Origin of the sequence: Nocardioides gansuensis (genome assembly GCF_003076135.1) — a bacterium.
GTDB lineage: Bacteria > Actinomycetota > Actinomycetes > Propionibacteriales > Nocardioidaceae > Nocardioides > Nocardioides gansuensis.
Window position 1 is genome coordinate 54,368 of the sequence record NZ_QDGZ01000003.1, and the last position, 26,161, is coordinate 80,528.

General features: G+C 71.6%; 28 protein-coding genes. 21 read left to right on the forward strand and 7 right to left on the reverse strand.

All coding sequences use genetic code 11. The annotated features are described in order from the left end of the window. Window positions 1-3: 3 nt before the first annotated feature. Both DDE18_RS07250 and DDE18_RS07255 read right to left on the reverse strand, forming a co-directional pair. Complete coding sequence (locus DDE18_RS07250; RefSeq protein WP_116571594.1) at window positions 4-534, reverse strand: DUF1003 domain-containing protein; 531 nt, start codon at window positions 532-534, stop codon at window positions 4-6. After that, window positions 531-1,796: a magnesium transporter MgtE N-terminal domain-containing protein gene (locus DDE18_RS07255; protein ID WP_116571595.1), complete on the reverse strand. Its 1,266-nt coding sequence runs from the start codon at window positions 1,794-1,796 to the stop codon at window positions 531-533. Before DDE18_RS07255 ends, DDE18_RS07250 begins: the two co-directional genes overlap by 4 nt. 107 nt (window positions 1,797-1,903) lie before the next feature. Between DDE18_RS07255 and DDE18_RS07260 the strand changes: the two genes are divergently transcribed. The 17 genes from DDE18_RS07260 (at window position 1,904) to DDE18_RS07340 (ending at window position 18,300) form a co-directional block, all read left to right on the forward strand. Then, window positions 1,904-2,302 (forward strand): hypothetical protein, encoded by a 399-nt coding sequence (locus DDE18_RS07260; RefSeq protein WP_116571596.1) that lies wholly within the window; start codon window positions 1,904-1,906, stop codon window positions 2,300-2,302. A 103-nt stretch (window positions 2,303-2,405) separates the two neighbouring features. Further along, window positions 2,406-3,827, forward strand: a complete 1,422-nt coding sequence (locus DDE18_RS07265; RefSeq protein WP_133241181.1) for a phospholipase D-like domain-containing protein — start codon at window positions 2,406-2,408, stop codon at window positions 3,825-3,827. 143 nt (window positions 3,828-3,970) lie between these two features. Beyond that, window positions 3,971-5,878, forward strand: coding sequence for an RCC1 domain-containing protein (locus tag DDE18_RS07270; RefSeq protein ID WP_116571598.1), 1,908 nt, complete (start codon window positions 3,971-3,973; stop codon window positions 5,876-5,878). 76 nt (window positions 5,879-5,954) lie between these two features. Then, the gene (locus DDE18_RS07275; RefSeq protein ID WP_116571599.1) at window positions 5,955-7,037 is read left to right on the forward strand and encodes a hypothetical protein; all 1,083 of its coding nucleotides are present in this window, start codon (window positions 5,955-5,957) and stop codon (window positions 7,035-7,037) included. After that, on the forward strand, window positions 7,034-7,915 hold the full coding sequence (locus DDE18_RS07280; protein ID WP_116571600.1) for a glycosyltransferase family 2 protein: 882 nt from the start codon (window positions 7,034-7,036) through the stop codon (window positions 7,913-7,915). Before DDE18_RS07275 ends, DDE18_RS07280 begins: the two co-directional genes overlap by 4 nt. 82 nt (window positions 7,916-7,997) lie before the next feature. After that, window positions 7,998-9,578 carry a class I SAM-dependent methyltransferase gene (locus DDE18_RS07285; protein ID WP_116571601.1) on the forward strand — a complete coding sequence of 527 codons (1,581 nt, stop codon included), beginning with the start codon at window positions 7,998-8,000 and terminating at the stop codon, window positions 9,576-9,578. After that, on the forward strand, window positions 9,575-9,775 hold the full coding sequence (locus DDE18_RS07290; RefSeq protein ID WP_133241182.1) for a DUF6752 domain-containing protein: 201 nt from the start codon (window positions 9,575-9,577) through the stop codon (window positions 9,773-9,775). The genes DDE18_RS07285 and DDE18_RS07290 overlap by 4 nt, the downstream gene beginning before the upstream one ends. Continuing rightward, window positions 9,772-10,884: a hypothetical protein gene (locus DDE18_RS07295; RefSeq protein WP_116571603.1), complete on the forward strand. Its 1,113-nt coding sequence runs from the start codon at window positions 9,772-9,774 to the stop codon at window positions 10,882-10,884. Before DDE18_RS07290 ends, DDE18_RS07295 begins: the two co-directional genes overlap by 4 nt. Then, window positions 10,881-11,915 carry a MaoC family dehydratase gene (locus DDE18_RS07300; RefSeq protein WP_116571604.1) on the forward strand — a complete coding sequence of 345 codons (1,035 nt, stop codon included), beginning with the start codon at window positions 10,881-10,883 and terminating at the stop codon, window positions 11,913-11,915. Before DDE18_RS07295 ends, DDE18_RS07300 begins: the two co-directional genes overlap by 4 nt. A gap of 54 nt (window positions 11,916-11,969) precedes the next feature. Further along, a complete protein-coding gene (locus tag DDE18_RS07305; protein WP_116571605.1) occupies window positions 11,970-13,187 on the forward strand; it encodes an acyl-CoA dehydrogenase family protein in 1,218 nt (405 codons plus the stop codon). A 5-nt stretch (window positions 13,188-13,192) separates the two neighbouring features. Then, a complete protein-coding gene (locus DDE18_RS07310) occupies window positions 13,193-14,056 on the forward strand; it encodes a sulfotransferase (RefSeq protein WP_116571606.1) in 864 nt (287 codons plus the stop codon). 22 nt (window positions 14,057-14,078) lie between these two features. Then, window positions 14,079-15,137 carry a hypothetical protein gene (locus DDE18_RS07315; RefSeq protein WP_133241183.1) on the forward strand — a complete coding sequence of 353 codons (1,059 nt, stop codon included), beginning with the start codon at window positions 14,079-14,081 and terminating at the stop codon, window positions 15,135-15,137. Beyond that, window positions 15,137-15,907: a class I SAM-dependent methyltransferase gene (locus DDE18_RS07320; protein ID WP_116571608.1), complete on the forward strand. Its 771-nt coding sequence runs from the start codon at window positions 15,137-15,139 to the stop codon at window positions 15,905-15,907. The genes DDE18_RS07315 and DDE18_RS07320 overlap by 1 nt, the downstream gene beginning before the upstream one ends. A 67-nt stretch (window positions 15,908-15,974) precedes the next feature. Further along, complete coding sequence (locus DDE18_RS07325) at window positions 15,975-16,163, forward strand: DUF5302 domain-containing protein (protein ID WP_116571609.1); 189 nt, start codon at window positions 15,975-15,977, stop codon at window positions 16,161-16,163. Window positions 16,164-16,191: 28 nt separating this feature from the next. Continuing rightward, the gene (locus DDE18_RS07330) at window positions 16,192-16,752 is read left to right on the forward strand and encodes a histidine phosphatase family protein (RefSeq protein ID WP_116571610.1); all 561 of its coding nucleotides are present in this window, start codon (window positions 16,192-16,194) and stop codon (window positions 16,750-16,752) included. Between the two features lie 31 nt (window positions 16,753-16,783). Then, window positions 16,784-17,410 (forward strand): DUF6758 family protein, encoded by a 627-nt coding sequence (locus tag DDE18_RS07335; protein ID WP_245916496.1) that lies wholly within the window; start codon window positions 16,784-16,786, stop codon window positions 17,408-17,410. Between the two features lie 11 nt (window positions 17,411-17,421). Continuing rightward, complete coding sequence (locus DDE18_RS07340; RefSeq protein WP_116571981.1) at window positions 17,422-18,300, forward strand: PHP domain-containing protein; 879 nt, start codon at window positions 17,422-17,424, stop codon at window positions 18,298-18,300. 12 nt (window positions 18,301-18,312) lie between these two features. Here DDE18_RS07340 and DDE18_RS07345 read toward each other — a convergent pair whose 3' ends face one another. Beyond that, the gene (locus DDE18_RS07345; RefSeq protein WP_116571982.1) at window positions 18,313-19,086 is read right to left on the reverse strand and encodes an SDR family NAD(P)-dependent oxidoreductase; all 774 of its coding nucleotides are present in this window, start codon (window positions 19,084-19,086) and stop codon (window positions 18,313-18,315) included. A gap of 61 nt (window positions 19,087-19,147) precedes the next feature. Between DDE18_RS07345 and DDE18_RS07350 the strand changes: the two genes are divergently transcribed. Beyond that, entirely contained in the window at window positions 19,148-19,933 is a 786-nt protein-coding gene (locus tag DDE18_RS07350; RefSeq protein WP_116571611.1) for a ParA family protein, read from the forward strand. A gap of 55 nt (window positions 19,934-19,988) precedes the next feature. After that, the gene (locus tag DDE18_RS07355; RefSeq protein WP_116571612.1) at window positions 19,989-20,783 is read left to right on the forward strand and encodes an endonuclease/exonuclease/phosphatase family protein; all 795 of its coding nucleotides are present in this window, start codon (window positions 19,989-19,991) and stop codon (window positions 20,781-20,783) included. 126 nt (window positions 20,784-20,909) lie between these two features. Here DDE18_RS07355 and DDE18_RS07360 read toward each other — a convergent pair whose 3' ends face one another. Further along, a complete protein-coding gene (locus DDE18_RS07360) occupies window positions 20,910-22,391 on the reverse strand; it encodes a DEAD/DEAH box helicase (protein WP_245916497.1) in 1,482 nt (493 codons plus the stop codon). Window positions 22,392-22,537: 146 nt separating this feature from the next. On the opposite strand from DDE18_RS07360, the gene DDE18_RS07365 reads away from it, so the two are divergent. After that, the gene (locus tag DDE18_RS07365) at window positions 22,538-23,251 is read left to right on the forward strand and encodes a ferritin-like fold-containing protein (protein WP_116571613.1); all 714 of its coding nucleotides are present in this window, start codon (window positions 22,538-22,540) and stop codon (window positions 23,249-23,251) included. Window positions 23,252-23,320: 69 nt separating this feature from the next. Here DDE18_RS07365 and DDE18_RS07370 read toward each other — a convergent pair whose 3' ends face one another. The 3 genes from DDE18_RS07370 to DDE18_RS07380 form a co-directional block, all read right to left on the reverse strand. Beyond that, window positions 23,321-23,596, reverse strand: coding sequence for a GlsB/YeaQ/YmgE family stress response membrane protein (locus DDE18_RS07370; RefSeq protein ID WP_116571614.1), 276 nt, complete (start codon window positions 23,594-23,596; stop codon window positions 23,321-23,323). 130 nt (window positions 23,597-23,726) lie between these two features. Next, entirely contained in the window at window positions 23,727-23,945 is a 219-nt protein-coding gene (locus DDE18_RS07375) for a DUF3107 domain-containing protein (RefSeq protein ID WP_116571615.1), read from the reverse strand. 26 nt (window positions 23,946-23,971) lie between these two features. Continuing rightward, complete coding sequence (locus tag DDE18_RS07380) at window positions 23,972-24,568, reverse strand: TetR/AcrR family transcriptional regulator (RefSeq protein WP_116571984.1); 597 nt, start codon at window positions 24,566-24,568, stop codon at window positions 23,972-23,974. A gap of 296 nt (window positions 24,569-24,864) precedes the next feature. On the opposite strand from DDE18_RS07380, the gene moeZ reads away from it, so the two are divergent. Then, window positions 24,865-26,064, forward strand: a complete 1,200-nt coding sequence (moeZ, locus tag DDE18_RS07385) for an adenylyltransferase/sulfurtransferase MoeZ (protein ID WP_116571616.1) — start codon at window positions 24,865-24,867, stop codon at window positions 26,062-26,064. The last annotated feature ends 97 nt before the right edge of the window (window positions 26,065-26,161 follow it).

The window sequence follows — 26,161 nt, forward strand, 5'->3', positions numbered from 1 at the left end:
GGCTCAGCCCGGCGGCTGCTCGTCGCGGACGTCGCCTTCGTCACCACGTGCCAGCTCCTGGATCTCCTGGGCCAGGCCCCTGAGCTCGGAGCGGAGGAAGTCGCGGGTGGCGACCTCGCCGACGGACATCCGCAGCGAGGCGACCTCCCGGGCCAGGAACTCCATGTCGGCGTGGGCCCGGGCGTTGGCCTGGCGGTCCCGCTCGGCCTCCACCTTGTCGCGCATCTCCTGGCGGTTCTGGGCGAGCAGGATCAGCGGCGCGGCGTACGACGCCTGCAGGCTGAGCATCAGGGTCAGGAAGATGAACGGGAACTTGTCGAACCGCAACTCCCGGGGCGCCAGCGTGTTCCAGAGCATCCAGGCCAGGACGAAGAGCGTCATGTACATGAGGAACCGGGCGGTCCCCATGAACCGGGCGAACTGCTCGGCGAAGACGCCGAACGCGTCGCGGTCGTACTCGGGCCGCCGGACGAGGGGCCGCCGTCGGGACTCGCGCGGCATGTCGAGGCGGCCGCGGCTGCGGGTGTCGCTCATCGGCGCCCCCTCTTCGCGAGGCCCCGCACCGCCTGGTCGCGCCAGTTCTCCGGGAGCATGTGGTCGAGCAGGTCGTCGACGGTGACCGCGCCCAGCAGACGGCCCTCGTCGTCGACGACCGGAGCGGCCACCAGGTTGTACGTCGCGAGGTGGGCGGCCACCTCGTCGATCGTCGCGTCGGGGCGCAGCGGGTCGAGCGAGTCGTCGACGGCTGCGGCGACCAGTGTGGAGGGCGGCTCCCGCAGGAGGCGCTGGATGTGGGCCGCGCCGAGCAGCCGGCCGGTGGGCGTCTCGAGCGGCTGGCGGCAGACATAGACCAGCGCGGCCAGCGCGGGCGTGAGCTCGGGGTTACGCACGCGGGCGAGGGCGTCGGCGATGGTCGCGTCGGGGGAGAGGATCACCGGCTCGGGCGTCATCATCGCGCCGGCGGTCATCTCCTCGTAGGACATCAGTCGCCGGACGTCCTCGGCCTCCTCGGGCTCCATCAGCCCGAGCAGGGTCGCCGCCGTCTCCGGGTGCAGGTCGGCGATGAGGTCGGCGGCGTCGTCGGGAGACATCTCCTCGAGCACGTCGGCGGCCCTCTCGGAGTCGAGGTGCTCGAGGATCTCGACCTGGTCCTCCTCGGGCAGCTCCTCGAGCACGTCGGCGAGGCGCTCGTCGTCGAGGGCGGCGACGACGGCGGTGCGCCGCTCGGGCGGGAGGTCGTGGATCACGTTGGCCGCGTCGGCCGGGCGCATCTCGTTGAGCGCCGCGATCAGGTGGGTGGCGCCCTGGCTGGCCTCGCGGCGTGCGAGCCCGGTGACGTCGTTCCACTCCGCGATGTGGGTCTGGCCACGCCGGCGGAACCCCTTCGAGGGCTCCTGCACCGCGACCCTCGAGAGCACCCAGTCGCGGTTGCGGGCCTGCTCCATGGCCACGTCGTAGACGGTGCCCTGGACCCCGGTGCTCTTCACCGTGACCTGGCGGTCGAGCATCTGGCCGACCACCAGCGTCTCGGTCGAGCGCTGCTCGAACCGGCGCATGTTGAGCAGGCCGGTGGTGTGCACCTGGCCGGAGTCGATGCTGGTCACGCGCGTCATCGGCACGAAGATGCGCCGTCGGCCGAAGACCTCGGCGACCATGCCGAGGACGCGGGGCTGGCTGGACTCGGAGCGGAGCGCGACCACGAAGTCGCGCACCTTCGCGACCTGGTCGCCCAGCGGGTCGAAGACCGGCAGGCCGACGAGACGGGCCAGGTAGATGCGGCTCGGCGCGGTGCTCATGGCCCCTCCTCGCTCGACTCGGCTGGATCGCGGATTTGTCCCCGGCGCGAAGGCTACCGCTCGTGTGTGATGAGGCAGGACCGACTCCTTCACCTACACTGCTGGGCATGTCCATCCTGATGAAGCGGGTCGCCCGCGTGGCCGGAGCAGCTGCCGCCACGGCGCTGATCGCCGCCTGCGGCACCGACTCGGGCACGGGGGACACGGCGTCCGATCCGTCCTCGAGCCCGTCCGGGACGCCCTCGCCGACGGAGACGACCGGCCCGACCGGCCTGCCGCTCTGCTCGGTCATCTGGGTCGACGGCCAGGACCTCCCGGTCGACTACAAGGCCTGCGACCAGGACGGCGTGAAGGTCAAGCCGGAGAAGCAGATGTGCGGCTTCGGCCGCCCGATGGTCGAGCACGACGGCCGCTTCTACGCCATGCCGGGCAACCGCATCAACGACGTCGGTGACCTGGCCACCAGCGAGCAGTACCAGAACGCCTGGGACGCCTGCACGGGCTGAGCTCCTCAGCCGTCGCCGCGGCCGGTGCCGTGCTGCGTCCGGGCGCCACTGACCAGACCATCGAGCAGGCCGCGGGCCTGAGAACGCAGGGGAATCGCATCACATGTTGTCTCTGAGGTCCTTGGCCGTCACGGCGGCCGCGATCGTCGTGACGACGCCGGTCGCGGTGGCCGCCACCCAGGGCGCGTCGCTCGCGGCGGCGCCCAAGCCGACGCTCACGCTCACACCGACACCGACGCCGACGCCGACACCGACGCCGACCCCCACGCCGACCCCCACGGAGACCGCGACTCCCACGCCGGCTCCCACCGAGGAGACGGCGGACCCCGGCTGGCAGCCCCGCTCGGGCGTGCGCTTCAACGAGCCGCGTGACCCGGCGCTCTCCCACAAGATCAACCGCTACATCCGCAACGCCATCCAGAGCACCCCCAAGGGGGAGAAGATCCGGCTGGTGACCTGGAACTACAGCAACGAGCTGTTCGTCCGCGACATCATCGCCGCCCACAAGCGGGGGGTGAGCGTGCGGCTGATCATGGCCAACGGCCTTGCCGAGGACCAGAGCCGCCAGGGCTACTTCGGCCGCACCCGCGATGCGCTCGCCCAGGGCAACCAGAAGCGCAGCAACGGCATGAAGAGCTGGGCGCGTACCTGCCGCAACTCCTGCCGCGGCCAGGAGGGCATCCAGCACGGCAAGTGGTTCATGTTCAGCAAGACCGGCGGCAAGGAGAAGGTGGTGATGTCCACCTCCGCCAACCTCACGGACGCGGCCGCCGCCAACCAGTGGAACGACCTGCTCACCGTCATGGAGCGGCCGATCACGTGGAAGAAGTACAACTCGGTCTTCAAGCAGATGGCGCGCGACCAGCCCGTGAAGCGGCCCTACTCCACCTTCGACGACGGTGCGTACGACGGGTGGTTCCTGCCGCGTCCCGGCAAGATCAGCAACTACAACGTCGTCGAGATGCTCGACAAGGTGAAGTGCCGCGGGGCCCGCGGTGACGCCGGCAAGAACGGCCGCACCCAGATCCGCGTCTCGCAGTCGGTCTTCAACGGCAAGCCCGGCTCGGCCGTCGCGCAGCGTCTCAAGTCGCTCCACGAGCGTGGCTGCGAGATCAAGATGGTCTTCGGCGTGCTCAACAACCTCGCGCGCGAGCGGATGAAGAAGATCCCGAAGAAGACGATCCTCGAGGACACCGACGGCGACGGCTTCGTCGACCGCTACATCCACATGAAGGCGCTGACCATCTCGGGCCACTACGACGGCAGGCGCAGCGCACACGTCGTCTACCAGGGCAGCTCCAACTGGTCGGGCATGAGCACCCTGTCGGACGAGCAGGGCTTCATCGTCCACAGCCAGAAGCTCGAGGAGAAGTACCGCAGGTTCATCAACTACCTCTTCAGAAACCCGCCCCCGCAGGGGCAGGACCTGGTGAAGTACATCGAGCTGCGCCGAGCAGCGGGCCACGACCCGTTCGCCCTCGTGCGCGAGGAGATGGGCATGGGGAACATGCAGCCCGCGCTCTGAATCCAGGACACGGACGCAACCGAACCACCTCCTGGAGCGTCATCCATGACGGGTCCGACCGCGCGCGGTCTCGCCACGTGTGGCATTTGTGAACTACCGTGACTGATGGTTCCCGTGATGCATCGTCTGCCCTGGAGGTACACATGAAGGCGCACGTCGCCCTCATCGCCCTGCTTGCGAGCCTGCTGACACCCGGGGTGCTGGGGGGCACCGCCGCTGCGGAGCCTGGCTCCGAGCGTCGCCGGGCTGCAGTCGAGACCGTGTCGGCGGGAGGGGAGCACGGCTGCCGTCTGCCCGGCGACGGGACGATGCAGTGCTGGGGCCGGGATACCTACGGCCAGCTCGGTGGCGGCAAGACGGGCTACCAGGTCACCGGCGCCCAGCGCGTCGGCAGCGGGGCACGCTGGAAGTCCGTGAGCGCCGGTGGCGCCTCGACCTGCGGCATCAAGACCGGAGGCAAGCTCTACTGCTGGGGCGTCAACCACCGGGGCCAGCTCGGCGACGGGACCACGAAGCCGCGGAACAAGCCGAAGGCGGTCTCCGGCAAGTCCAAGCGCTGGAAGGACGTGGATGCCAGCTGGTTCAACACCTGCGGCATCACCACGAACAACAAGCTCTACTGCTGGGGCGACAACGCCGCCGGCCAGCTCACGAAGAAGGACCCGAAGAAGCGCAGCACCCCGGTCCGCGTGCCCGGCGGCAACTGGAAGAGCGTCTCGGTGGGCAGCCGGTTCGTCTGCGGCATCAAGGGCACCGGCGCGCTCTACTGCTGGGGCGGCAACCTGTTCGGCCAGCTCGGCACCGGCTCGTGGTCCGGCCGCACGACGCCCGGCCGCGTCCCCGGCACCTGGAGCGAGGTCTCGACGTCCTGGACCCACACCTGCGCCCTGGGCACCGACGGCCACGTCAGCTGCTGGGGCCGCAACACCTGGGGCCAGGTCGGCGACGGCACGCAGACCACCATCAACACCCCGCGTCCCGTCGTCGGCGCCCCGAAGGCCGTCGACGTGACCACCACCGAGGGTGCCTCCTGCCTCCTCGACACGGAGGGCAGGTCCTGGTGCTGGGGCAACAACGCCTACGGCATCCTCGGCGACGCGGGGCTGCCCTTCTCCGCCTCCCCGGTGAAGGGCCCCGAAGGGCTGCGCGAGATCGAGGGCGGCTGGCGGCACGTGTGCGCCGTGACCAACGGCGGTGCCCACAGCTGCTGGGGCCAGAACGACCGGGCCCAGCTGGGCAACGGCACCTACGACAGCTCGCCCTTCCCGCGCGAGGTCGAGCCGCTCCCGGCTCCGGACCCGGCCGGCGCCACCGACTTCCGGATCGCCACCGCGAACGTCCTCGGCAACGGCCACACCCGGCCCTACGCCCACGACGACGCGTTCGGCCCCGCCACCACCCGGATGGGCTGGCTGGCCGACCAGCTGGACAACAGCGCGGTGGACATCATGGGCACGCAGGAGGCCAACGCCGACCAGATCTGGCACTTCCTCAAGGCCGCGCGCGGCACCTGGGACGCCTACCCGCGGCCGGAGTCCGGCGACGACGCCGTGGAGGCCGCCCTGGTCTGGCGCACCAGCGTCTGGGAGCTCGTCGAGGCCACGACGATCACCACGCAGTTCATCAGCAAGCAGCTGCCCCGGCCCGTGGTGAAGCTGCGCCACCGGGTCACCGGCAAGGAGATCTACGTGATGAACGTCCACAACGCCCCGTGGGACTACCAGCGCAAGCGCGACATGGCCACCAGGGTCCAGATCGCCAAGCTCGCCGCGCTCCGGGCCACGGGCCTGCCGGTCTTCTACATCGGTGACATGAACGAGAAGCGCACCTTGCTGTGCAAGGTCACCAGCAAGACCGACCTGATCAGCCCGTACGGCGGCGGCTACAACGCCTCCACCGGCACGTGCCCCAACCCGCCGAGCCGGATGCGCGTGGACTGGATCTTCGGGTCGCCGGACGCGACGTACACCAACTTCGCCTACACCCGTCCGCCCCTGATGAGCCTGGTCACCGACCACAACATGGCGCTCGTCGACGTCCGCCTGCCCTGACCGACCAGCCAGCCGGGTAGGGTCGTCGCCGCAGGCGCATCGACGCCCTCAGGGCGAGGCAGGGAAGGACGGGCAGGTGGCCGAACGCGTCATCCTCCACATCGGATCGATGAAGTCCGGCACGAGCTTCGTCCAGAACGTCCTCGGCAACAACAGGGCCGTGCTGGCCGAGCACGGGATCAGCCTCGCGGGCCAGAAGTGGCGTGACCAGGTGAAGGCGGTCCAGGACGTCATCGGCCAGGGCGGCGAGGGCCAGCCACCGCTGCGCCGCAACGGCCCCTGGCGCCGCCTGGTCAAGGAGATCGATGCCTGGCAGGGGACCGCCGTGGTGTCCATGGAGTTCCTGGCTCCCCGCAACGCCGCCAAGATCGAGCTGATCCGCGACTCCTTCGACGCCCCCGTCGATGTCGTGCTCACCGGCCGCGACCTGGCGCGCAACCTCACCGCGATGTGGCTGGAGTCGGTGCAGAACGGCTCGGCGACCACCTGGGCGCACTACCTCGAGGCGGTGCGCGCCGAGGACCGCGGCAACGCCGACGGCCGGGCGTTCTGGCGCCACCAGGGACTGGCCTCGATAGCCGGGCGCTGGTCCGACGCCGTCGGGCCCGAGCACTTCACCCTCGTCACGGTGCCCCAGAAGGGTGCCCCGGCCGACCTGCTGTGGACCCGGTTCGCCAGCCTGCTCGGCATCGACCCCGCCACCTGCTCCCTCGGCGTACGGGCCAATCCCTCCATCGGGCTCGCCACCGCGCTGGTGCTGCGCGAGCTCAACGAGGAGCTGGCCAAGGGCGACCCCGCCGCCGAGGAGGGCACTAACCCCCAGCGCTACCACGACCTCCTGGTCAAGCACCTGCTCACCAAGCGGGCGCTGGCCCACCGCCACGCCCAGGAGCCCCGGCTCGGCCTCGATGCGCGGTGGGTGCTCAAGCGGGGCACCGAGGAGGTACGTCGCCTGCGCGAGGCCGGTCACCGCGTGGTCGGTGACCTCGACGAGCTCGTGCCGCGGCCGGTGCCCGGTGTGCAGCCCTCCGACGTCTCGCTGCAGGAGCGGCACGCCGCCGCCATGGAGGCCCTCACCCGGATGGTGCAGATCAGCGCCCGGCGCGAGGACCGCAACCGGCGACGGCTCGCCGAGGCGAAGGAGGCCGCACAGCGATGACGTCATCCCTGCCGTCGGTCGCCGTGATCACGATGGCCCGTGACGAGGGCCGCATGCTGCGGCGCTGGGTCGACCACTACGCCCGCGAGGTCGGTGCCGAGCACCTGGTGGTCGTCGACGACAACAGCAGCGACGGGTCGACCGACGACCTGCCGTGCCCGGTGCTGCGCATCCCGCCGCTGACCAAGAGGAGCTTCGAGCCGTCCCGGATGGGCCTGCTCAGTGGCCTGTCGGCCGGCCTCCTGGAGGCCTACGACGCCGTGATCTTCTGCGACGTCGACGAGTTCATCGTGGCCGACCCCGGTCGCTACGAGACGCTGCGCCACTTCGTCGCCGACCGGCCCGGCCGCGAGGCCGTGGGCGTGATGGGGCTCAACGTGGTGCACGACCTGGCCCACGAGGGCCCGCTGCGCGAGGACGAGCCGATCCTGGGCCAGCGCCGGCTCGCGAAGTTCCTGCCGTTGATGTGCAAGCCGTCGCTCAAGTGGGTGCCGGCCAACTGGGTGCTCGCCTCGCACGGCATCCGCTGCGAGTTCGCCGTCGACCCCGAGCTGTTCATGTTCCACATGAAGTTCGCCGACCGCGACCACCTCAAGGCAGTGGCCGACCACCGGCACGGGATGTACACGAGCGAGGGCCGTGCCGCCCGCACGAGCTGGGAGCGCTCCGGCGGCGACATGGTCGAGCTGCTGGACGAGATCGCCGGCGACATCGACCACACCGACATCAAGCCGTTCGGCCCGCCGCTGAAGAAGCTCGGGCAGATCGTCGAGCAGCCCGAGGCCGGTGTCTGGCGCGCCGTCGGCGGCGGACAGGTGCGGGCCATGCGCAACCGCCCGCTGACCCGCATCCCCGACCGGTTCCTGGGGCGGCTGTGAGCGACGGAGCCGAGCGAGGAACGAGCGAGCGACCGAGCTCACCCAGTGGCGCTGTGAGCGACCGAGCTCACCCGGTGGCGCTGTGAGCACCCCCGGCACCCACGCCGTCACCGTCGACCTGGTCGACGACGACGGCATCCGCCTCCACGCCGGGTCCGACGAGCTGTGCAACCTGCTGTTCGACGACCGGCGGATCTGGTCGTTCTGGGTGCAGCGCGACGGCCGGCCCGACGGGGACGGCTGGCTGGTCCCGTGGCCCGAGCGGCTGCTCCTCCACCTGGAGGGCACGACCCGGGTCACGATCACGACGGCGGCCGGCGCCACGGCGTACGACGCGGAGGTGCGCTTCGGCACCGAGGACCGCCGGCTCACGGTGGTCGACCGGCAGGGCGCCCCGCTCGGCATCGACAACTACGGGCGGCTGGTCAAGACGTTCGAGACCAAGGACCGCGGCGAGCTGCTGCCGCTGCTCGACGCTCTCGAGACGGTGCTCGGGCTGCTGCGCGAGCAGGGCCTCGAGGCGTTCCCCGCCTACGGCACGCTGCTCGGCGCCGTCCGCGACGGCGCGTTCATCGGGCACGACTCCGACGCCGACGTCGGCTACGTCAGCCGTCACTCCCACCCGCTCGACGTGATCCGCGAGTCGCACCGGGTGCAGCGCGCCATCCAGCGGCAGGGCTACGAGACCGCCCGCTACAGCGGCGCGGCCTTCCAGATCCTGGTGCCGGACGCCGACGGCTCGCGGCGCGGCCTCGACGTCTTCGGTGGCTTCTTCATAGACGGGCGCCTGGCGCTGATGGGGGAGGTGTTCCAGCCCTTCGAGCGGGAGTGGGTCTTCCCGCTCGGCACGACCACCCTCGAGGGCCGCGAGCTGCCCGCGCCCGCGCGGCCGGAGCACCTGCTCGAGGCGATGTACGGGCCCGGCTGGAAGGTGCCGGACCCGGCCTTCCGGTTCGAGAAGTCGGCCGACGCGCAGCGGCGCTTCGACTGGTGGTTCCGCGGCACCCGCGTCAACCGGCCGCAGTGGGACCACCGCTACGGGCTGGCCCGGCTGCTGCCGCCCTACCAGCCTCCGCACGACGTCTCCGTCGTGCTGCACGAGCGGGAGCCCGCCGACGCGTGGGTGCTCGACGCGGGCTGCGGCCGCGCCCGCGACGCCCGTTGGCTGGCCAAGCAGGGCCGCCAGGTCGTGGGCCTCGACTACTCCGGGGTGGCGATGGACTTCGTCCGCGCCCGCGCCGCCGAGCAGGGCTGGCCCCTGGAGCTGCACACCGTGAACCTGCTCGAGCTGCGCCAGCTGCTCGTGTGGGGCGCCCGGCTGGCTGCTCGGCCGGGGCCACGGGCGATGCTCGCCCGCCACCTCATCGACAGCACGTCGCCGCAGGGCCGCGAGCACGTGTGGCGGCTGGCCGACATGGTGCTGCGCGGCGGCCACCGGCTGCACCTGGAGTTCCTCACAGAGCGGATCGAGGACGAGGAGGGGCGGCCCCCGCTCACCAGGCCCCTCGACCCCGACCTGGTCGTCGCCGAGCTCGCCGGCTGGGGTGCCCGGGTCGTCGCGCGAGAGGATCTGGTGGGGCAGCCGATCGACTACGGCTACGGCGAGGAAGTGTCCCGGGACAAGCACTGGCGGTCCTGCCGCCTGGAGGTGGAGTGGCGATGAAGTTGCGAGGCCGTGAGCGCGAGCTGGAGGCGAGGATCGCCGCGCTGGAGGCGCAGGTGGCCGAGTGCCAGTCCCTGCACCACCGGTTCGCGGAGCTGATGGACGTGGTCACCGAGCTGCTGGTGCCGCTGGCGTCGCGCGACGAGGCGAAGGTGCAGGAGACGCTCCAGAAGTACGCCGACGAGCTGGGTTCGTGAGCCGGCGCGTCTTCGTCCACATCGGGCTGCCGAAGACCGGCACGTCCTACCTGCAGGCCATCCTCTGGCCGGCTCGTGAGCAGCTGCGCTCCGTCGGCCTGCTGCTGCCGGGCGCGCGCAAGGCCGACCACCTCTTCGCCTCGATGGTCGTCCGCGACGACCCTGGCGTCCGCCGGCGCGGGCCTGACGCGCCGGCCGCCTGGGACCGGGTGAGCGCCGACGTCGCCGCGTGGGGCGGCGACGCGCTGGTCAGCCACGAGTTCTTCTGCGCGGCGACGGCCGAGCAGGCCCGCCGGATGGTCGACCAGCTCGCGCCGGCCGAGGTGCACGTCGTCGTCACCGCCCGCGAGCCGCTCGGCCTCTTCACCTCCAGCTGGCAGGAGTCGCTGAAGAACAAGAGCACCACCCCCTTGCGCGACTACGGCCAGTCGGTGTCCGAGGACCCCCGCGACGTCTGGGACTGGCGGGCCCTCGACCTCGGGCTGGTGCTCGAGCGCTGGGCCCCTGCCGTGCCCGCCGAGCGGGTGCACGTGATCTGCCCCGGCCCGCCCGGCTCGCCCCGAGAGCTGCTCTGGGAGCGGTTCGCCGCCGTGCTCGGCCTCGACCCGGCCGTCTGCGACGCCACGCGCGGCTTCGCGAACGCCTCGATGGGGGTCGTGGAGGCGGAGACGCTGCGGCGCATCAACGCCGCGCTCCCGGCGTACAGCGGGCACGCCCGGGGCGCCTGGATCCGCAGCTTCCTCGCCGACGAGCGGCTGGTGCCGCGGCAGGGGGAGCCGTTCTGGCCGGCCGACGACCAGGTGGCCGACTGCCGCGAGCGCGGCCGGCGCGCCGTGGAGATGCTGCGCGCCTCGGCGTACGACGTGGTCGGTGACCCCGATCTGCTGCTGGTGCCGGACGACCTGCCGCCCCGGCGCCACCCCGACGACGTCACCGACGCCGAGGTGGCCGCGTGCGCCGTCGACCTGGTGGCCACCCTGATGGGTGACCTGCGCGAACGCGCCGAGAAGCCCCGCAACAACGCCTCCGGCCCGCCGCGACCGTCGCCAATGTCACGTCTGGGACGGGTGCTGCGCCGTGCTGCGATGCGGCAGCATGGGGCCTCGTGACCAAGACCAACCCGGGCAACTTCTTCGAGGACTTCTCGATCGGCCAGGTGCTGGAGCACGCCACGCCGCGGACCGTGACCGAGGGCGACCGCGCCCTGTACGGGGCGCTCTACCCGACCCGGTTCGCGATCCCCTCGTCGGCCGACTTCGCCGCCAGCGTAGGTCTCGCAGCACACCCGGTGGAGGACCTGGTCGCGTTCCACATCGCCTTCGGCAAGACCGTGCCGGACATCTCACTCAACGCGGTGGCCAACCTCGGCTACGCCGAGTGCCGCTTCCACCAGCCGGTCGTGCCCGGGGACACCCTGCGCACGCGCTCCGAGGTCATCGGCCTCAAGCAGAACTCCAACGGCAGGAGCGGCGTGGTCTACGTGCGCTCGACCGCGACCAACCAGCGCGGCGAGGTCGCCCTCGACTGGTGCCGCTGGGTGATGGTCCACAAGCGTGACGCCGAGGCCCCGGCCCCCGAGACGGTGGTGCCCGAGCTGGCGCCCGTCGTCGCCGCCGACGACCTGGTGCTGCCCACCAGCCTCGACTTCACGTCGTACGACTTCGCCGCCGCGGGCGAGCCGCACCGCTTCAACGACTACGAGGTGGGGGAGAAGATCGACCACGTCGACGGCGTCACCCTCACCGACCCGGAGCACATGCTGGCCACCCGGCTGTGGCAGAACACCGCGAAGATCCACTTCAACACCCAGGCGCGGCCCGACGGCAACCGGCTGATCTACGGCGGCCACGTGATCTCGCTGGCCCGCGCCCTCTCCTTCAACGGGCTGGCCAACGCCCAGCTCGTCGCGGCGATCAACGCCGGCTCCCACGTCGCCCCCGCCTTCGCCGGCGACACCGTCTACGCCTGGTCCGAGGTGCTCGACAAGGCGGAGACCTCCGCCCCCGGTGTGGGCGCCCTGCGCCTGCGGCTCGTGGCCACCCAGGGCCACGACGAGTCGATGACGCTGCGCACCGAAGAGGGCACGTACAAGGACGGCGTGCTCCTCGACCTCGACCTGTGGGCGCTCGTCCCGCGCTGAACCCATCAACCTAGACTTCGCCCGATTCCACCCCCACGGAAGGACCGCACCGACATGGGTCGCCTCTGCCAGACCGAAGGCCTCACCGAGGACCAGAACGAGATCCTCAAGGCGGTGCGCCAGTTCGTCGAGGAGAAGATCATCCCCGTCGCGCAGGAGCTCGAGCACGCCGACGAATACCCGACCGAGATCGTCGAGGGGCTCAAGGAGCTCGGGGTGTTCGGGCTGACGATCCCCGAGGAGTTCGGCGGGCTGGGGGAGTCGCTGCTGACCTACGCACTGGTGGTCGAGGAGATCGCCCGGGGCTGGATGAGCGTCTCGGGGGTGATCAACACCCACTTCATCGTGGCCTACATGCTGATGAGGCACGGCACCCAGGAGCAGAAGCAGAAGTACCTGCCGCGGATGGCGACGGGTGAGGTCCGGGGCGCGTTCTCGATGTCCGAGCCCGGCCTGGGCTCGGACGTGTCGGCGGTCTCGACCAAGGCGACGGTGCTGCAGAAGGGGGACGACGGCGCTCCCCTGGAGTACTCCATCACCGGGCAGAAGATGTGGCTGACCAACGGGGCCACCTCCACGCTGGTCGCGCTGCTGGTCAAGACCGACGAGGGCGCCGAGAGCGTCTACAAGAACATGACCACCTTCCTGGTCGAGAAGGAGCCCGGCTTCGGCGAGACCGCCCAGGGCGTCACCGTGCCGGGCAAGATCGACAAGATGGGCTACAAGGGCGTCGAGACGACCGAGCTGGTCCTGGAGGACCACCGGATCGCCGCGGAGCAGATCCTCGGTGGTGAGCCGGGCCAGGGCTTCTTCCAGATGATGGACGGCGTCGAGGTCGGCCGGGTCAACGTGGCGGCCCGGGCGTGCGGCCTGGCCTGGCGCGGGTTCGAGCTGGGCGTGGCCTATGCCCAGCAGCGCAAGACCTTCGGCAAGGTGATCGCCGAGCACCAGGCGGTGCTGTTCCGGATCGCCGAGATGGCGACCAAGGTCGAGGTCGCGCACAACATGATGGTCCGCGCCGCCCGCCTCAAGGACACCGGCCAGCGGATGGACGTCGAGGCCGGGATGGCCAAGATGGTCGCCTCGGAGTATGCCAACGAGGTGGTCGAGGACTCCTTCCGGATCCACGGCGGCTACGGCTACTCCAAGGAGTACGAGATCGAGCGGCTGATGCGCGAGGTCAAGTTCATGCTGATCGGCGAGGGCACCTCCGACATCCAGAAGATGATCATCGGCCGCAGCCTGCTCAAGGACTACGCCCTCAAGGGCTGAGCCCCGTGTCCCTGACGGCCAGCCTCATCCCCCCAGCGGTGCGCCGTCGGCTCGAGGCCCGGGACGCCCGGGTCCGGGCCGACGGCGTGCGGCACGGCATCGAGCTGATGCGCGCCCGCCGCGACCGCCAGCGCTACCGCTACGTCTTCGTTGTGACCTACGGCCGGTCGGGCTCGACCCTGGTCCAGGGGCTGCTCAACGCCCTGCCCCGGGTGCTCGTCCGAGGCGAGAACGACCTCTACCTGCTCCACCTCTACCGCGCCCTGGCCGCCGTCCGGGCGTTCCGGGAGCGGCACGGCGAGCACGGCTCGCGCAACGTCACCTCCGCGTTCTACGGCCTCAAGGCGATTCGCCGCAGCGCCTTCATGCAGGCGATGAACGACATCGTCACCACCTCGGTGATCGGCAACCTCGACCCGGCGGACTTCGACGTCCTCGGCTTCAAGGAGGTTGTGTGGCATCGGATCGAGCCCGAGGAGACGGCCGCCTTCTTCGACACCATGGACAAGGCGTTCCCCGGGGTCCGCTACGTCCTCAACACCCGCGACCCCGGGCAGGCGCTCGGCTCGGGCTTCTGGCAGAAGGCCGACGCCGACGAGGCGCGCGCGCTGATCGCCCGGGTGGTGGAGATCCAGGACCACCTGCGGACCACCCGGCCCGACCGCGTCCTCGACGTGGCCTACGAGGTGATCACCGGCGACGACACAGCGGCGCGTGACCGGTCGCTGCGCGGCCTCGGGGAGTTCGTCACCGGTGCACCCGTCGACGACGCGCTGCTCGCCCGGCTGCAGACCGTGCTCGACGTGGGCTACGGGCCGTTCCCGTTCGCCCGCGCCGAGTCGGACGCGGAGGAGCCCGTCGAGGCGTGAGCGGGCCGATAGGGTGACCGCCATGTCCCGCCGGCTCGTGCTCCACGTCGGAGCGATGAAGTCCGGCACGAGCTACATCCAGTCGCGGCTGTTCGCCAACAAGCGCCGCCTCGCCGAGCGCGGCATCCTGGTGCCGGGCATGAACTGGCTCTCCCAGGTGATGGCCGCGCGCGACGTGCTCGGCGACGGCCAGCGCCAGTGGGCCAAGATGGCCGGCAAGGTGCACGCCCACGACGGCACCTCGGTGATCTCGATGGAATACCTCGGCCCGGTGCGCCCGGTCGTGGTGGAGCGGGTGCGGGCGACGTACGCCGACCTCGACGAGGTCACCGTCGTCGTGACCGCTCGCGACCTCAACCGCAGCATCCCGGCCATGTGGCAGGAGACCGTGCAGAACGGCCGCACCTGGACGTTCGCGGAGTACGTCGAGGGGATCGAGTCGTGGCGACCCGGCCACCGGGGCGAGGGCGAGTCGCCCAGCGAGGCCGGCCGGACCTTCTGGCGGCAGCAGAACATCGTCCGCTTCGCCCGGACCTGGGGCGAGGCGTTCGGCCGCGACCGCCTGGTCCTCGTCACCGTGCCGCCGCCCGGCGCGCCCCGCGACCTGCTCTGGGAGCGCTTCTGCTCGGTCCTGGGCACCGACCCGGCCGGCCTCGACCCGGCCCGGATGGGCAACGAGTCGATCGGAGCCGCGTCCACCCTGGTGATCCGGCGGCTCAACGAGCTCCTCGACGAGGCCGGGCTGCCGTTCCCCGAGGGCACCGACCTGCGCAAGGGCATGCTCGCCAAGCAGCTGCTGGCCGCCCGCAAGTCCGCCGAGCCCGCCACCGGGCTGCCGGTGCAGCCCTGGGTGCGCGACCACGCCACCCACATGGTCGCCTCCCTGCAGGACCTCGGGGTGCGGCTCGTCGGCTCCTGGGACGACCTCACCCCCGTGGACGTGCCCGGCATCGACCCGGCGCACGTCGACCCGTCCGACGTGGCCGAGGCGGCGATCGCCGGACTGGCGGGCCTGCTCGAGGGCCAGATCCGGGCCGCTGCCGAGTCGGAGGCCGGCGACGACGAGGAGCACACCGGCTGATGGGCGACCTGGCCGAGCTGCTGGACCGGAGCCTCGCCCCGCGGGGGCCAGGCCAGCTCTATGACATCGTCCGCGAGCTCGGCCTGCCGCCGGACAGCGACGTGGTCGACCTCGGCTGCGGCGAGGGCGTCGACGCCCTGCGCCTGGCGACCCACTTCGGCTTCCGCGTGCTCGGCCTCGACCCCCTGCAGCGCCACCTCGACCGCGCCCGCGAGGCACGCCGCGGCGAGCCCGAGGAGATCGCCTCACGGGTCTCCTTCGAGCGCGGCCGGGCGGAGGCGATGCCACTGCCTCGCAGCTCTGCCGACCTGGTGTGGTGCCGCGACGTGCTCGTGCGCGTCGGCGACCTGGACGCGGCGTACGCCGAGATGGCGCGGGTGCTGCGGCCGGGCGGCCGGGCCTTGGTCCACCAGGTGTTCGCCACGCCGCTGCTGGAGCCTCGCGAGCGGGACTGGCTCTTCGGGGCGCTCGGTGTCGTCCGCGACTCGGCCGACCCGGCCTCCACCGACGCCGCGATCGAGGCGGCCGGCCTCCAGGTGGACGTCGTCCTCGAGCTCGGGTCGGAGTGGGAAGAGCGGACGGAGGAGAGCTCGGGGGCAGTGTCCCGCGCCCTGCTGCACGCCGCCCGGCTCCGCCGGGCGGAGGAGCACTTCCGCGGCATGCTCGGGGACACGGCGTACGACTCCGCGCTCGCGGACTGCCTCTGGCAGGTCTACCCGATGCTCGGGAAGCTGTCGCCGCGCATCATCCTGCTGACGCGGCCGGGGTGAGGGGAAACCCGCTCGACCCGTGTGGAGCCGGGTGGCAGGGTGGAGGCCTGACGACGGAGGAGATCCCATGCCTGACAAGTCCGCGAACAACGACGACCTGAAGGCCAAGATGCGCGAGGCCCTCGAGCGGAAGAACAACCGCGAGAAGGGCGTCCACCAGGACGGGCCGGTGCACGAGAAGGCACACGGTCCGGAGGTGGCCGGGGGTGCCGCGCCCAAGCTGCACCGGCGGAAGGCCGGTGGGGGCGGCAGCTGAGGCGGCTCGGCGGGCTTAGGCTCGCCCCATGACGAGTGAGCTCTGGCTGGTCCGCCACGGGGAGACCGAGTGGAGCCGCGACCACAGGCACACCTCGGTGACCGACCTCCCGCTGACCGAGGTGGGAGTCCGGGTCGCCGGCGAGCTCGCGGCCCGGCTGGCGGGTGAGGAGTTCGACCTCGTCCTCACCAGCCCGCGCCGGCGGGCCCGCCACACCGCGGAGCTGGTGGGCTTCCCGGACGCCGAGGTCGACGAGGACCTCGTCGAGTGGGCGTACGGCGACTATGAGGGCATCACGACCGCGGAGATCCGCGAGACGGTGCCCGGCTGGACGGTGTGGACGCACCCGAGCCCGGGCGGGGAGACCCCGCAGCAGGTGACGGCCCGGCTCGACCGGGTCGTCAAGCGCGTCCGCGACCAGGGCGGCCGCAGCCTGGTCTTCGGCCACGGCCACGCGCTGCGCGCGCTCACGGCCCGCTGGCTCGAGCAGCCCGTGACGGAGGGCCGCTACTTCCGCCTCGACACCGCCACGCTGTCGGTCCTCGGCTGGGAACGGGAGACCCCCGTCCTGCTGCGCTGGAACTCTTGACGCGTCCGCCTGCTGCGGACACGGTGGGCACATGCTGCGCCCGGGCTGCCTCCACTGCGCGGCGCCGGTGACGGGCGCCGGCGCGAGCTGGGGCTGCGTCGTCCACGGACCGGTGTCGCCCCTGTGGACCCCGGTGGAGTCGACGTACGACGCCTTCGTCGCCCACCTGGAGAAGGCGGGCGAGTTCCCCACCCTGCTGCCCTGGCCGCTGGGCGCGGGCTGGTCGGTGAGCGACTTCGCGCTCGTGGCCGGCGAGCGCGGCACGCTCGGCACCCTGGCCTGCTGCTCCGGCACGAGCGCGCTCGACGGCCCGGTGGACGTCTTCGTCGTGACGGAGGAGCCGGGCACCGGACTCGGTGCCCGGGTGGCGAAGCTGTCGGGTCCCGACCCGGTCGACGTCGGCGAAGGCCCTCCGCTCACCAAGGTGCGGGTCGGCTCGGCGTCCGTCCCGCTGTGGGCCGTGTCGACCAGCGCCGCGGACGAGGAGTTCGATCGGGTCGTGGTGGCCGGTGAGGCCGCTGGCCGGTGGCTCTGGATGGTCCTGCGGCCGGCGTCCGCCATGCTGCTGCTCCGGGACGAGTGGATCCTGCGCGACGTGTCGGGCCTCGGCCCGCCCCTGGTCGAGATGCCGTTTGGGGGGCCGCGCCCTCCGTGGTGAAGACTGCGGGCGTGCGGATCGACCTCCACACCCACTCCAGCACCAGCGACGGCACGGACACCGCGGCCGAGGTGGTGCACAAGGCCGCCGCGGCGGGCCTCGACGTGGTCGCGCTCACCGACCACGACACCGCGGAGTCCTGGGACGAGGCGGTGGCGGCCGCACTCGCCACCGGCATCACCCTGGTGCGCGGCATCGAGATCAGCACCAAGCACGCCGACCTGAGCGTGCACCTGCTCGCCTACCTGCCCGACCCGACGTACGCGCCCCTGGCCGAGGGGCTGGACCGGGTCCTCGCCGGCCGCAACGCCCGGGTGCCGGCGATCTGTGCCCGGCTGGCGGACCTGGGGGTCGGCGTCACGGCCGAGGACGTACGCCGCCTGTCCGGCGACGCCGCGGCGACCGGCCGTCCCCACGTGGCGGACGCGATGATCGCGGCGGGCGCGGTCCGGACCCGTGAGGAGGCGTTCGCGCACTACCTCAACCCCGGGCGCCCGGCGTACGTCCACAGGTATGCCCTGCCGCTGACCGAGGCCATCGGCCTGGTGCGGGCGGCCGGGGGCGTGAGCGTGGTGGCCCACCCGTGGGGGCGGCACGGTGCGTCCTCGCTGCCGGTCGACGTCATCGCCGGCCTCCGCGACCTCGGGCTGGCCGGGCTGGAGGTCGACCACCAGGACCACGACGCCCGGGCGCGCGAGCAGCTGCGCGGGATCGCCCGCGAGCTCGATCTCGTGGTCACCGGGTCGAGCGACTACCACGGCACCGGGAAGGTCGGCCACGACCTCGGGTGCAACACCACGGCGCCCGGCGAGCTGGAGCGGCTGCTCGACCTCGCGGCGGCGGCCGCCCGCGAGTCGGGACGCCCGACCCCCGAGGCCGTCCGGCCCTGACTCCGCGCGGGCCTACTTGCGGCCGATTGCCTGGGTGGCCTGCAGGACCCGCGACGGGATGGCCCGGGCCAGCGCCACGATCGCCTTGTACTGCGCGCCGGGGATCGAGAACGCCCGGCCCTTGTCGTGGTCGCGCAAGGCGGAGCGGACGAGGAACTCCACGTCGAGCCAGAGCGGGCCGGTGCCGGGCTCGACGTCCATCCGCTGGTGGAACTCGGTCCGGGTGAAGCCGGGGCACAGCGCCGTCACGGTGACCCCGCGCCGGCCGTACTCGTGGTGCGCCCACTCGCTGAAGCTGTTCACCCAGGACTTCGCCGCGGAGTAGGTGCCGCGAGGCAGGAAGGCCGCGACGCTGCTCACGTTGATGATCCCGCCTCGGCCGCGCTCCGCCATCGAGCCGAGCGCCGCATGGGAGAGGCGCAGCACCGCCGTGACGAGCACGTCGAGCATCGCCACCTCGTCCTCCACCGCGTTGTCGAGGAAGCGCTTCCTCAGCCCGAACCCGGCGTTGTTCACCAGCAGGTCCACCGGCCGGTCGCGGTCGGCCAGCCTGGCCTCCACCCGGCCGAGCTCCTGGGGCACGACGAGGTCGGCCGGCAGGACCTGGACCTCCACGCCGTACGCCGGGCGCAGCTCGTCGGCGACCGCCTCGAGCCGCGGCCCGTCGCGGGCCACCAGCACGAGGTCGTGGCCGCGCGCGGCGAGCTGGCGGGCGAACTCGAGGCCGATGCCGGCGGTCGCGCCGGTGACCAGGGCGGTGCCGGGCGGGGTGGGGGTCTTCGTCATGCGGCCCAGCATCCAGCGTGTCCGACGGCGGCGGCAACCGGGTGCGGCATGATGTGCCGTGATGACCACGACACTCGCGATCGCGAACCAGAAGGGCGGCGTCGCCAAGACGACCTCGGTCGCCTCGATCGGCGCGGCACTCGCCGAGCTCGGCCACTCGGTCCTGCTCGTCGACCTCGACCCGCAGGCGTGCCTGACGTTCTCCCTCGGCATCGACCCCGAGGACCTCGAGACCTCGGTGCACCACGTCCTCACCAAGGGCATCGACGCGACCGAGGCGATCATCGAGACCGACGACGGGGTCGACCTGCTGCCCGCGACCATCGAGCTCGCCCGCGCCGAGGCCGACCTGCTCACCCGCACCGGCCGCGAGCACGTCATCAAGTCCTCGCTCGAAGAGCTCGACGGCTACGACTGGGTGCTGCTCGACTGCCCGCCCTCGCTGGGGGTGCTGACCGTGGCCGCCCTCACCGCGGCCGACGGCGTCCTGATCCCGTTGCAGTGCGAGACCCTGTCCCACCGCGGCGTCGGCCAGCTGCTCGACACGGTCCACGACGTGCGCCGCTTCACCAACCGCTCCCTCGACGTGTGGGGCGTGCTGCCGACGCTGTACGACGGTCGCACCAACCACGCCCGCACCGTGCTCGAGACCATCTCGGACACCTACGACCTCGAGGTCGTCGAGCCGCCGATCCCCAAGACGATCAAGTTCGCGGAGGCCCCGGCAGCGGGCCGCTCGATCCTCGCGACGAGCCGCTCGAGCAAGGGCGCGCAGGCCTACCGGGAGGTCGCGGCCAACCTCGTCAGGCGCTCGCAGCGGCCCAAGGTGAAGCGCAAGAAGGCCTGACCGGGCCGTTCCGACGATTTGGCAGGCCACCGGGCTCCTTCCCTAGGGTGGCCGGATGCGCCTGCTCCTGACGCTCTGCCTGCTGCTCACCTTCGGCCTCGCCGCTCCCTCGATGGCCGTCGACTCGACGACCGGGGAGAAGCCGCCCAACGGCTACGGCATCCGGCTGACGACGTTCAACATCCTCAGCAGCTCGCTCGCCCGTGGCGGCACCAGCCGCGCCCACCGCGCTGCCCGCTGGGTGCAGGGGGAGGGGGCCGACGTCGCCGCCTTCCAGGAGGTCGCCAAGGACCAGCTCCGCGAGATGCAGCGCGTGATGCCGGGCTACCACTTCTTCCCGCGCCGCACCCTGGGCACGCGCGGCTCGGCGATCCAGATCGCCTGGAAGACCGACGAGGTCAAGATCCTCAAGACCGGCGCGGTCTACCGCCCGTTCCTGGGCTGGCAGCGGCCGATCCCCTACGTCAAGGTGCGCGACCGCGGCACCGGTCGCGGCTTCTGGGTGATGGCGATCCACAACGCCCCCGGCGGCCACGAGACCGAGCGCGACATCTCCACCGCGAAGGAGATCGACAAGATCAAGGAGATGGTCGCGGGCGGCCAGCCGGTCTTCGTGATCGGCGACGTCAACGAGCGCTCGGAGTTCTGCGACAAGGTGGCGGCCGCCACCCCGCTGGTCTCGATGAACGGCGGCACCGCCAAGCGCCCCTGCCCGGTCCCGCGCTTCGGCGGCCCCGACTGGATGCTCGGCAGCGGCGCCGAGTTCTCCGGCTTCGAGAAGGTCTACAACGGGATCAGCGACCACCCGGCGCTGACCGCCAAGGCCTGGGTGCCTGCCAACAACCGCTGACGCGCTCGCCGTACGGCCTGTCGCGAGAACTCGCCGAGACGGCGGTGCGCCAGCAACCGGATGCGCTGCGGATTCGGTTGCTCTCCCACCGCCCGTGAGGGCGGCGGGAGCCGTACGACGCGGGCGTCAGGCCTGCGAGGCCTGGCTGCCCGCGCTCGCGGACTCGCCCGAGCCGCCCGAGGAGCGACGGCGGCGACGGCGGTTGCGGCTGGCGCCGGCCGGCTTCTCGCCGCTCGAGCCCTCCGACGACGAGGACGCGGGGGAGGACTGGGCCTGGCCGCCACCGTCGACGGGCGCGCCGCTGCGGGTGCGGCTGCGGCTGCGGTTGCGCGTCGGCCGGTCGCCCGAGCGGGAGTCGGAGCGCGGGGAGCGGTCCTCGCGCGGCGCGGCCGGGGCGGGGTCGACGATGCGGCCCCGGGTGCCGGCCGGGATGCCCTGGTCGTGGAAGAGGTGCTCGGAGGTGGAGTAGGTCTCCACGGGCTCGTCGAAGGGAAGGTCGAGCGCCTTGTTGATCATCTTCCAGCGGTGCACGTCGGCCCAGTCGACGAAGGTGATCGCGATGCCCGAGGCGCCCGCGCGGCCGGTGCGGCCGATGCGGTGGATGTAGGTCTTCTCGTCCTCGGGGCAGGTGTAGTTGATGACGTGGGAGACGCCGCGCACGTCGATGCCGCGGGCCGCCACGTCGGTGCAGACCAGCACCTGGAGCTTGTCCTCGCGGAACTTCGCCAGCGCCTTCTCGCGCGCGATCTGCGCCATGTCGCCGTGCAGGGGCGCGGACTTGAATCCGCGCTCGGCCAGGTCCTCGGCGATGCGCTGGGCCTGCCGCTTGGTGCGGGTGAAGACGATGATCTTCTCGACGTCCTCGGCCTGCAGGATGCGGCCGATCATCTCCGGCTTGTCGAGGTCGTGGGCCAGGTAGATGAACTGCGCCGTCGCCGGCACCGTGGCGTTCTCGTAGGAGGACTCGGCGCGGATGTTCATCGGGTGGCGCATGTGGGTGCGCGCCAAGGCGACGATCGCGCCCGGCATGGTGGCCGAGAACAGCATCGTCTGCCGGGTCTCCGGCGTCATCTTGAGCAGCTTCTCCACGTCTGGGAGGAAGCCGAGGTCGAGCATCTCGTCGGCCTCGTCGAGCACCAGGGCGTGAACGTGGGAGAGGTCGAGCGCCCGCCGGTTGGCCAGGTCGATGAGCCGCCCGGGGGTGCCGACGACGACGTCGACGCCCTCCTCGAGCGCCTCGAGCTGCGGCTCGTAGCCCACGCCGCCGTAGACCGTGAGGACGCGCAGGCCGCGGTCGGCGCCGGCGAGGGCGAGGTCGTTGGACACCTGGAGCGCGAGCTCGCGGGTGGGGGCCACGATCAGTGCCTGCGGCTTGCCCTGGGGCAGCTGCGCGTAGTCGGGGTCCTTCGGGGCGACCGAGCGCTGCAGTACCGGGATGCCGAAGGCGAGGGTCTTGCCGGTGCCCGTGCGGGCCTGGCCGATGAGGTCGGTGCCGAGCAGGGCGACCGAGAGGGTCATCTCCTGGATGGCGAACGGAGTGGTGATGCCGGCGCGCTCGAGCGCGTCGCAGATCTCGGGGAGCACCCCGAGCTCACGGAACGTGGTCACGATATGTCGCTTTCTTCGTCGTCCACTGGTGCGGCGGACTCGGTGTGAAAGCCCTCCGCGCACATGCGGTGCGCCTGGCGGCCACGGCAACCGGGTCGGTCGCGGGCGCGGCGCTCGAGTCCTGAGTCTATCGGTAGGGTGCGAGCATGACTGAATCCTCTGTCGGGGCGTCGCAGGCGCGGGTCGGGACGGTGCCGGACGACGAGGACTACCGCCAGGCGGTCGTCGAGCTGCTCGGAGCGATCGCGTACGGCGAGCTCAGTGCCTTCGAGCGCCTCGCCGAGGACGCCAAGCTGGCGCCCACGCTGGAGGACAAGGTCGCGATGGGTGCCATGGCGTCGGTCGAGTTCGGTCACCTCGAGCGGCTGCACGCGCGGCTGCGCGAGCTCGGCGCCGACCCGTTCGCGGCGATGGCGCCGTTCAAGCGGGGCTTCGACGACTTCCACGCCCACACGGCACCCGCCGACTGGTACGAGGGCCTGATCAAGGCCTACGTGGGCGACGGGCTCGCCGCCGACTTCTACCGCGAGATCGCGGCGTACCTCGACGCCGACACCCGCGACCTGGTCATCGGCTCCCTGGAGGACGCCGGCCACTCCGCGTTCGTCGTCGATCGGGTGCGCGCCGCCATCGCGCAGGACCACCGGCTCGGCGGGCGGCTCGCGCTGTGGGGCCGCCGGCTGATGGGGGAGGCGCTGACCCAGGCGCAGCGGGTCGCGGCGGAGCGCGACGCCCTGAGCGCGCTGCTGACGGGTGGTGTCGACCGGCCCGGCCTCGACCTCGCTGCGCTGGGCCGGATGTTCACCCGGCTCACCGAGCGGCACGCCCAGCGGATGGACGACCTCGGCCTCGACGCGTAGTCGCCCGAGCCGGACACGCACGAAGGCCCCGCACCTGTCGCAGGTGCGGGGCCTTCGAGCTGGAAACGGTCAGACGCGGCTGGTTCGTCCGGTCACCGTCGCAGCGATCATCACGAGGATGGCCGCGACGACGACCTGCCAGACGTGGCGCCACCAGTCGATGCCGCGCGTGGTCGGGTCGAAGAACAGGCTGTAGAGGAAGGTGCCGAGCAGGACACCACCGATACCGCAGAGGATCGTGAGCCACACCGGGATGTTGTCGCGGTCGCCGGGCGCTACGAGCTTGCCGAGAAAGCCGATGATGACGCCGCCGATGATGGCGACGAGGATGTCACTGAGCTCCATGTTCGTTGCAACCTTTCACAGTGCATGCGCCACGGTGGCGCCTGTGTCGAGGATGTCGACGGGCACCCCTCCTGTACCCGCGGAGGCCGGTTCGTACTCGGCGGCTCCGGCGGGCCGCGGCGTCATCGGCTCAGCGGAAGCCGACCATCCCGGAGACGCCGCCGCCCATCTCGACGTACGCGACCTTCGAGGCGGGTACGACGACGCGGCGGCCCTTGCTGTCGGTGAACGCCAGCACACCGTCGCTCGACAGCGCGGCTGTCAGCTGCGACTCCAGCTCCTCCGCCGTGGAGTCGGTCTCCACGACCAGCTCTCGGGGGGCGTGCTGGACGCCGATCTTGACCTCCATGTGGTGCCTTCCTGCGATGGTGGGTTTCAGTGGTCGTCGGTGAGGGGGTAGCCGCGGATGCCGCGCCAGGCCAGGCCGGCGACGAGTGCGGCGGCCTGCTGGCGCTCGATGCCCGAGGCGGCGCCCCCTTCAGCCAGCCAGAACCGGGAGCTCACCTGCGCCATTCCCACCAGGGCGGCCGCCAGCAGGCGGCACGCCTCGTCCGGCAGGCCGGTGTCCTCGTGGATGACCTCGGCGATCATCTCGGCGCACTCGATGGTGACCCGCTCGACGTGCTCGCGCACGGCCGGCTCGCTCGTGAGGTCGGACTCGAAGACGAGGCGGAAGGCGCCGCTCTCGGAGGAGACGTAGGTGTAGAACGCCTCCATGGTGGCCGCGACCCGCTGCTTGTTGTCGGTCGTGGAGGCGAGCGCCTTGCGGCAGTTGTCGATGATCGTGTCGCAGGACGTGTCCAGCAGGGCGAGGTAGAGCTCGAGCTTGCCGGGGAAGTGCTGGTAGAGCACCGGCTTTGAGACGCCCGCCCGGTCGGCGATGTCGTCCATCGCTGCCGCGTGGTAGCCCTGCGCCACGAACACCTCGAGCGCCGAGTCGAGCAGCTGCACGCGCCTCTCCCTACGCGGCATGCGGCCGCCGCGCGGCCGCGGCTCGAGCGACCGTGACTCGGGGGTCTCGGGGTGGCCTGCGCTCACCATGGTGCTCCTGACGATGTGGGTGCTGGTGGGACGAGAGCCTAGCCGCCGCGCGACGCGCGCCCCCGACACGTGCCCGGGGCGAGACCGTCCGGATGCCGGGACGCGAGTCCGGATGGCGGTACGCCGCGGGGCGGCACGGGTGGCGCAGGGACCATGGAGGCCTGGGAACACCTGGGCTCGCGCGGGTGTTGGCCCAGCGACGTCCCGCACACACCGAGGAGAGACTCGTGTCCTTCGCCCCGCTCGTCGAGCCAGCCACCGAGCTCACCGTCGACGAGGTGCGCCGCTACAGCCGGCACCTGATCATCCCCGACGTCGGCATGACCGGCCAGAAGCGCCTGAAGAACGCCAAGGTGCTCGTCATCGGCGCCGGCGGCCTCGGCTCGCCCGCGCTGCTCTACCTCGCGGCCGCCGGCGTCGGCACGATCGGCATCGCCGAGTTCGACGAGGTCGACGAGTCCAACCTGCAGCGCCAGGTCATCCACGGACAGTCCGACGTGGGACGCCCCAAGGCCGAGTCGGCGCGGGACTCCATCCAGGAGGTCAACCCGCTCGTGAACGTCGTCGTCCACGGCGAGCGCCTGGACAACGACAACGTGATGCAGGTCTTCGAGGGCTACGACCTGATCGTCGACGGCACCGACAACTTCGCGACGCGCTACATGGTCAACGACGCGGCGTACTTCCTGAAGATCCCCTACGTGTGGGGCTCGATCTACCGCTTCGACGGCCAGGCCTCGGTCTTCGCGCCGATGCTCGCCGACGACGCTCCGTGCTACCGCTGCCTCTACCCCGAGCCGCCGCCGCCGGGCATGGTCCCCAGCTGCGCCGAGGGCGGCGTGCTGGGCGTGCTGTGCGCCAGCATCGGCTCGATCCAGGTCAACGAGGCCATCAAGCTGCTCACCGGCGTCGGCGACCCGCTGGTCGGCAAGCTGATGATCTACGACGCCCTGGAGATGGAGTACCGCAAGCTCAAGGTGCGCAAGGACCCCACCTGCGCGCTGTGCGGCGACAACCCCACGGTGACCGGGCTCATCGACTACGAGTCCTTCTGCGGCGCCGTCTCCGAGGAGGCCGCGGACGCGGCTGCGGGCTCGACCATCTCGGTCACCCAGCTCGACCAGATGCTCAAGGAGCGCGAGGCGGGGGAGCGGGACTTCGTGCTCGTCGACGTGCGCGAGCCCAACGAGTACGAGATCAACCGGATCCCGGGTGCCGTGCTGATCCCCAAGGGCGAGTTCCTCAACGGCAACGCGCTCGGGCAGCTGCCTTCGGACAAGCAGGTCGTGCTGCACTGCAAGTCCGGCGTGCGCTCGGCGGAGTGCCTGGCGATCGTCAAGGGCGCGGGCTACGCCGACGCCGTCCACGTCGGTGGTGGCGTGGCGGCCTGGGTCAGCCAGATCGACCCCTCGCAGCCGGCGTACTGACCCGGCTCCCACACACCGGCGTGGCCCCGAACGGGCTACGCCGGTCTGGTCATTTCGGACTACCGGCGCGTAACGTCGGTCCGGCCACCTCGTTAGC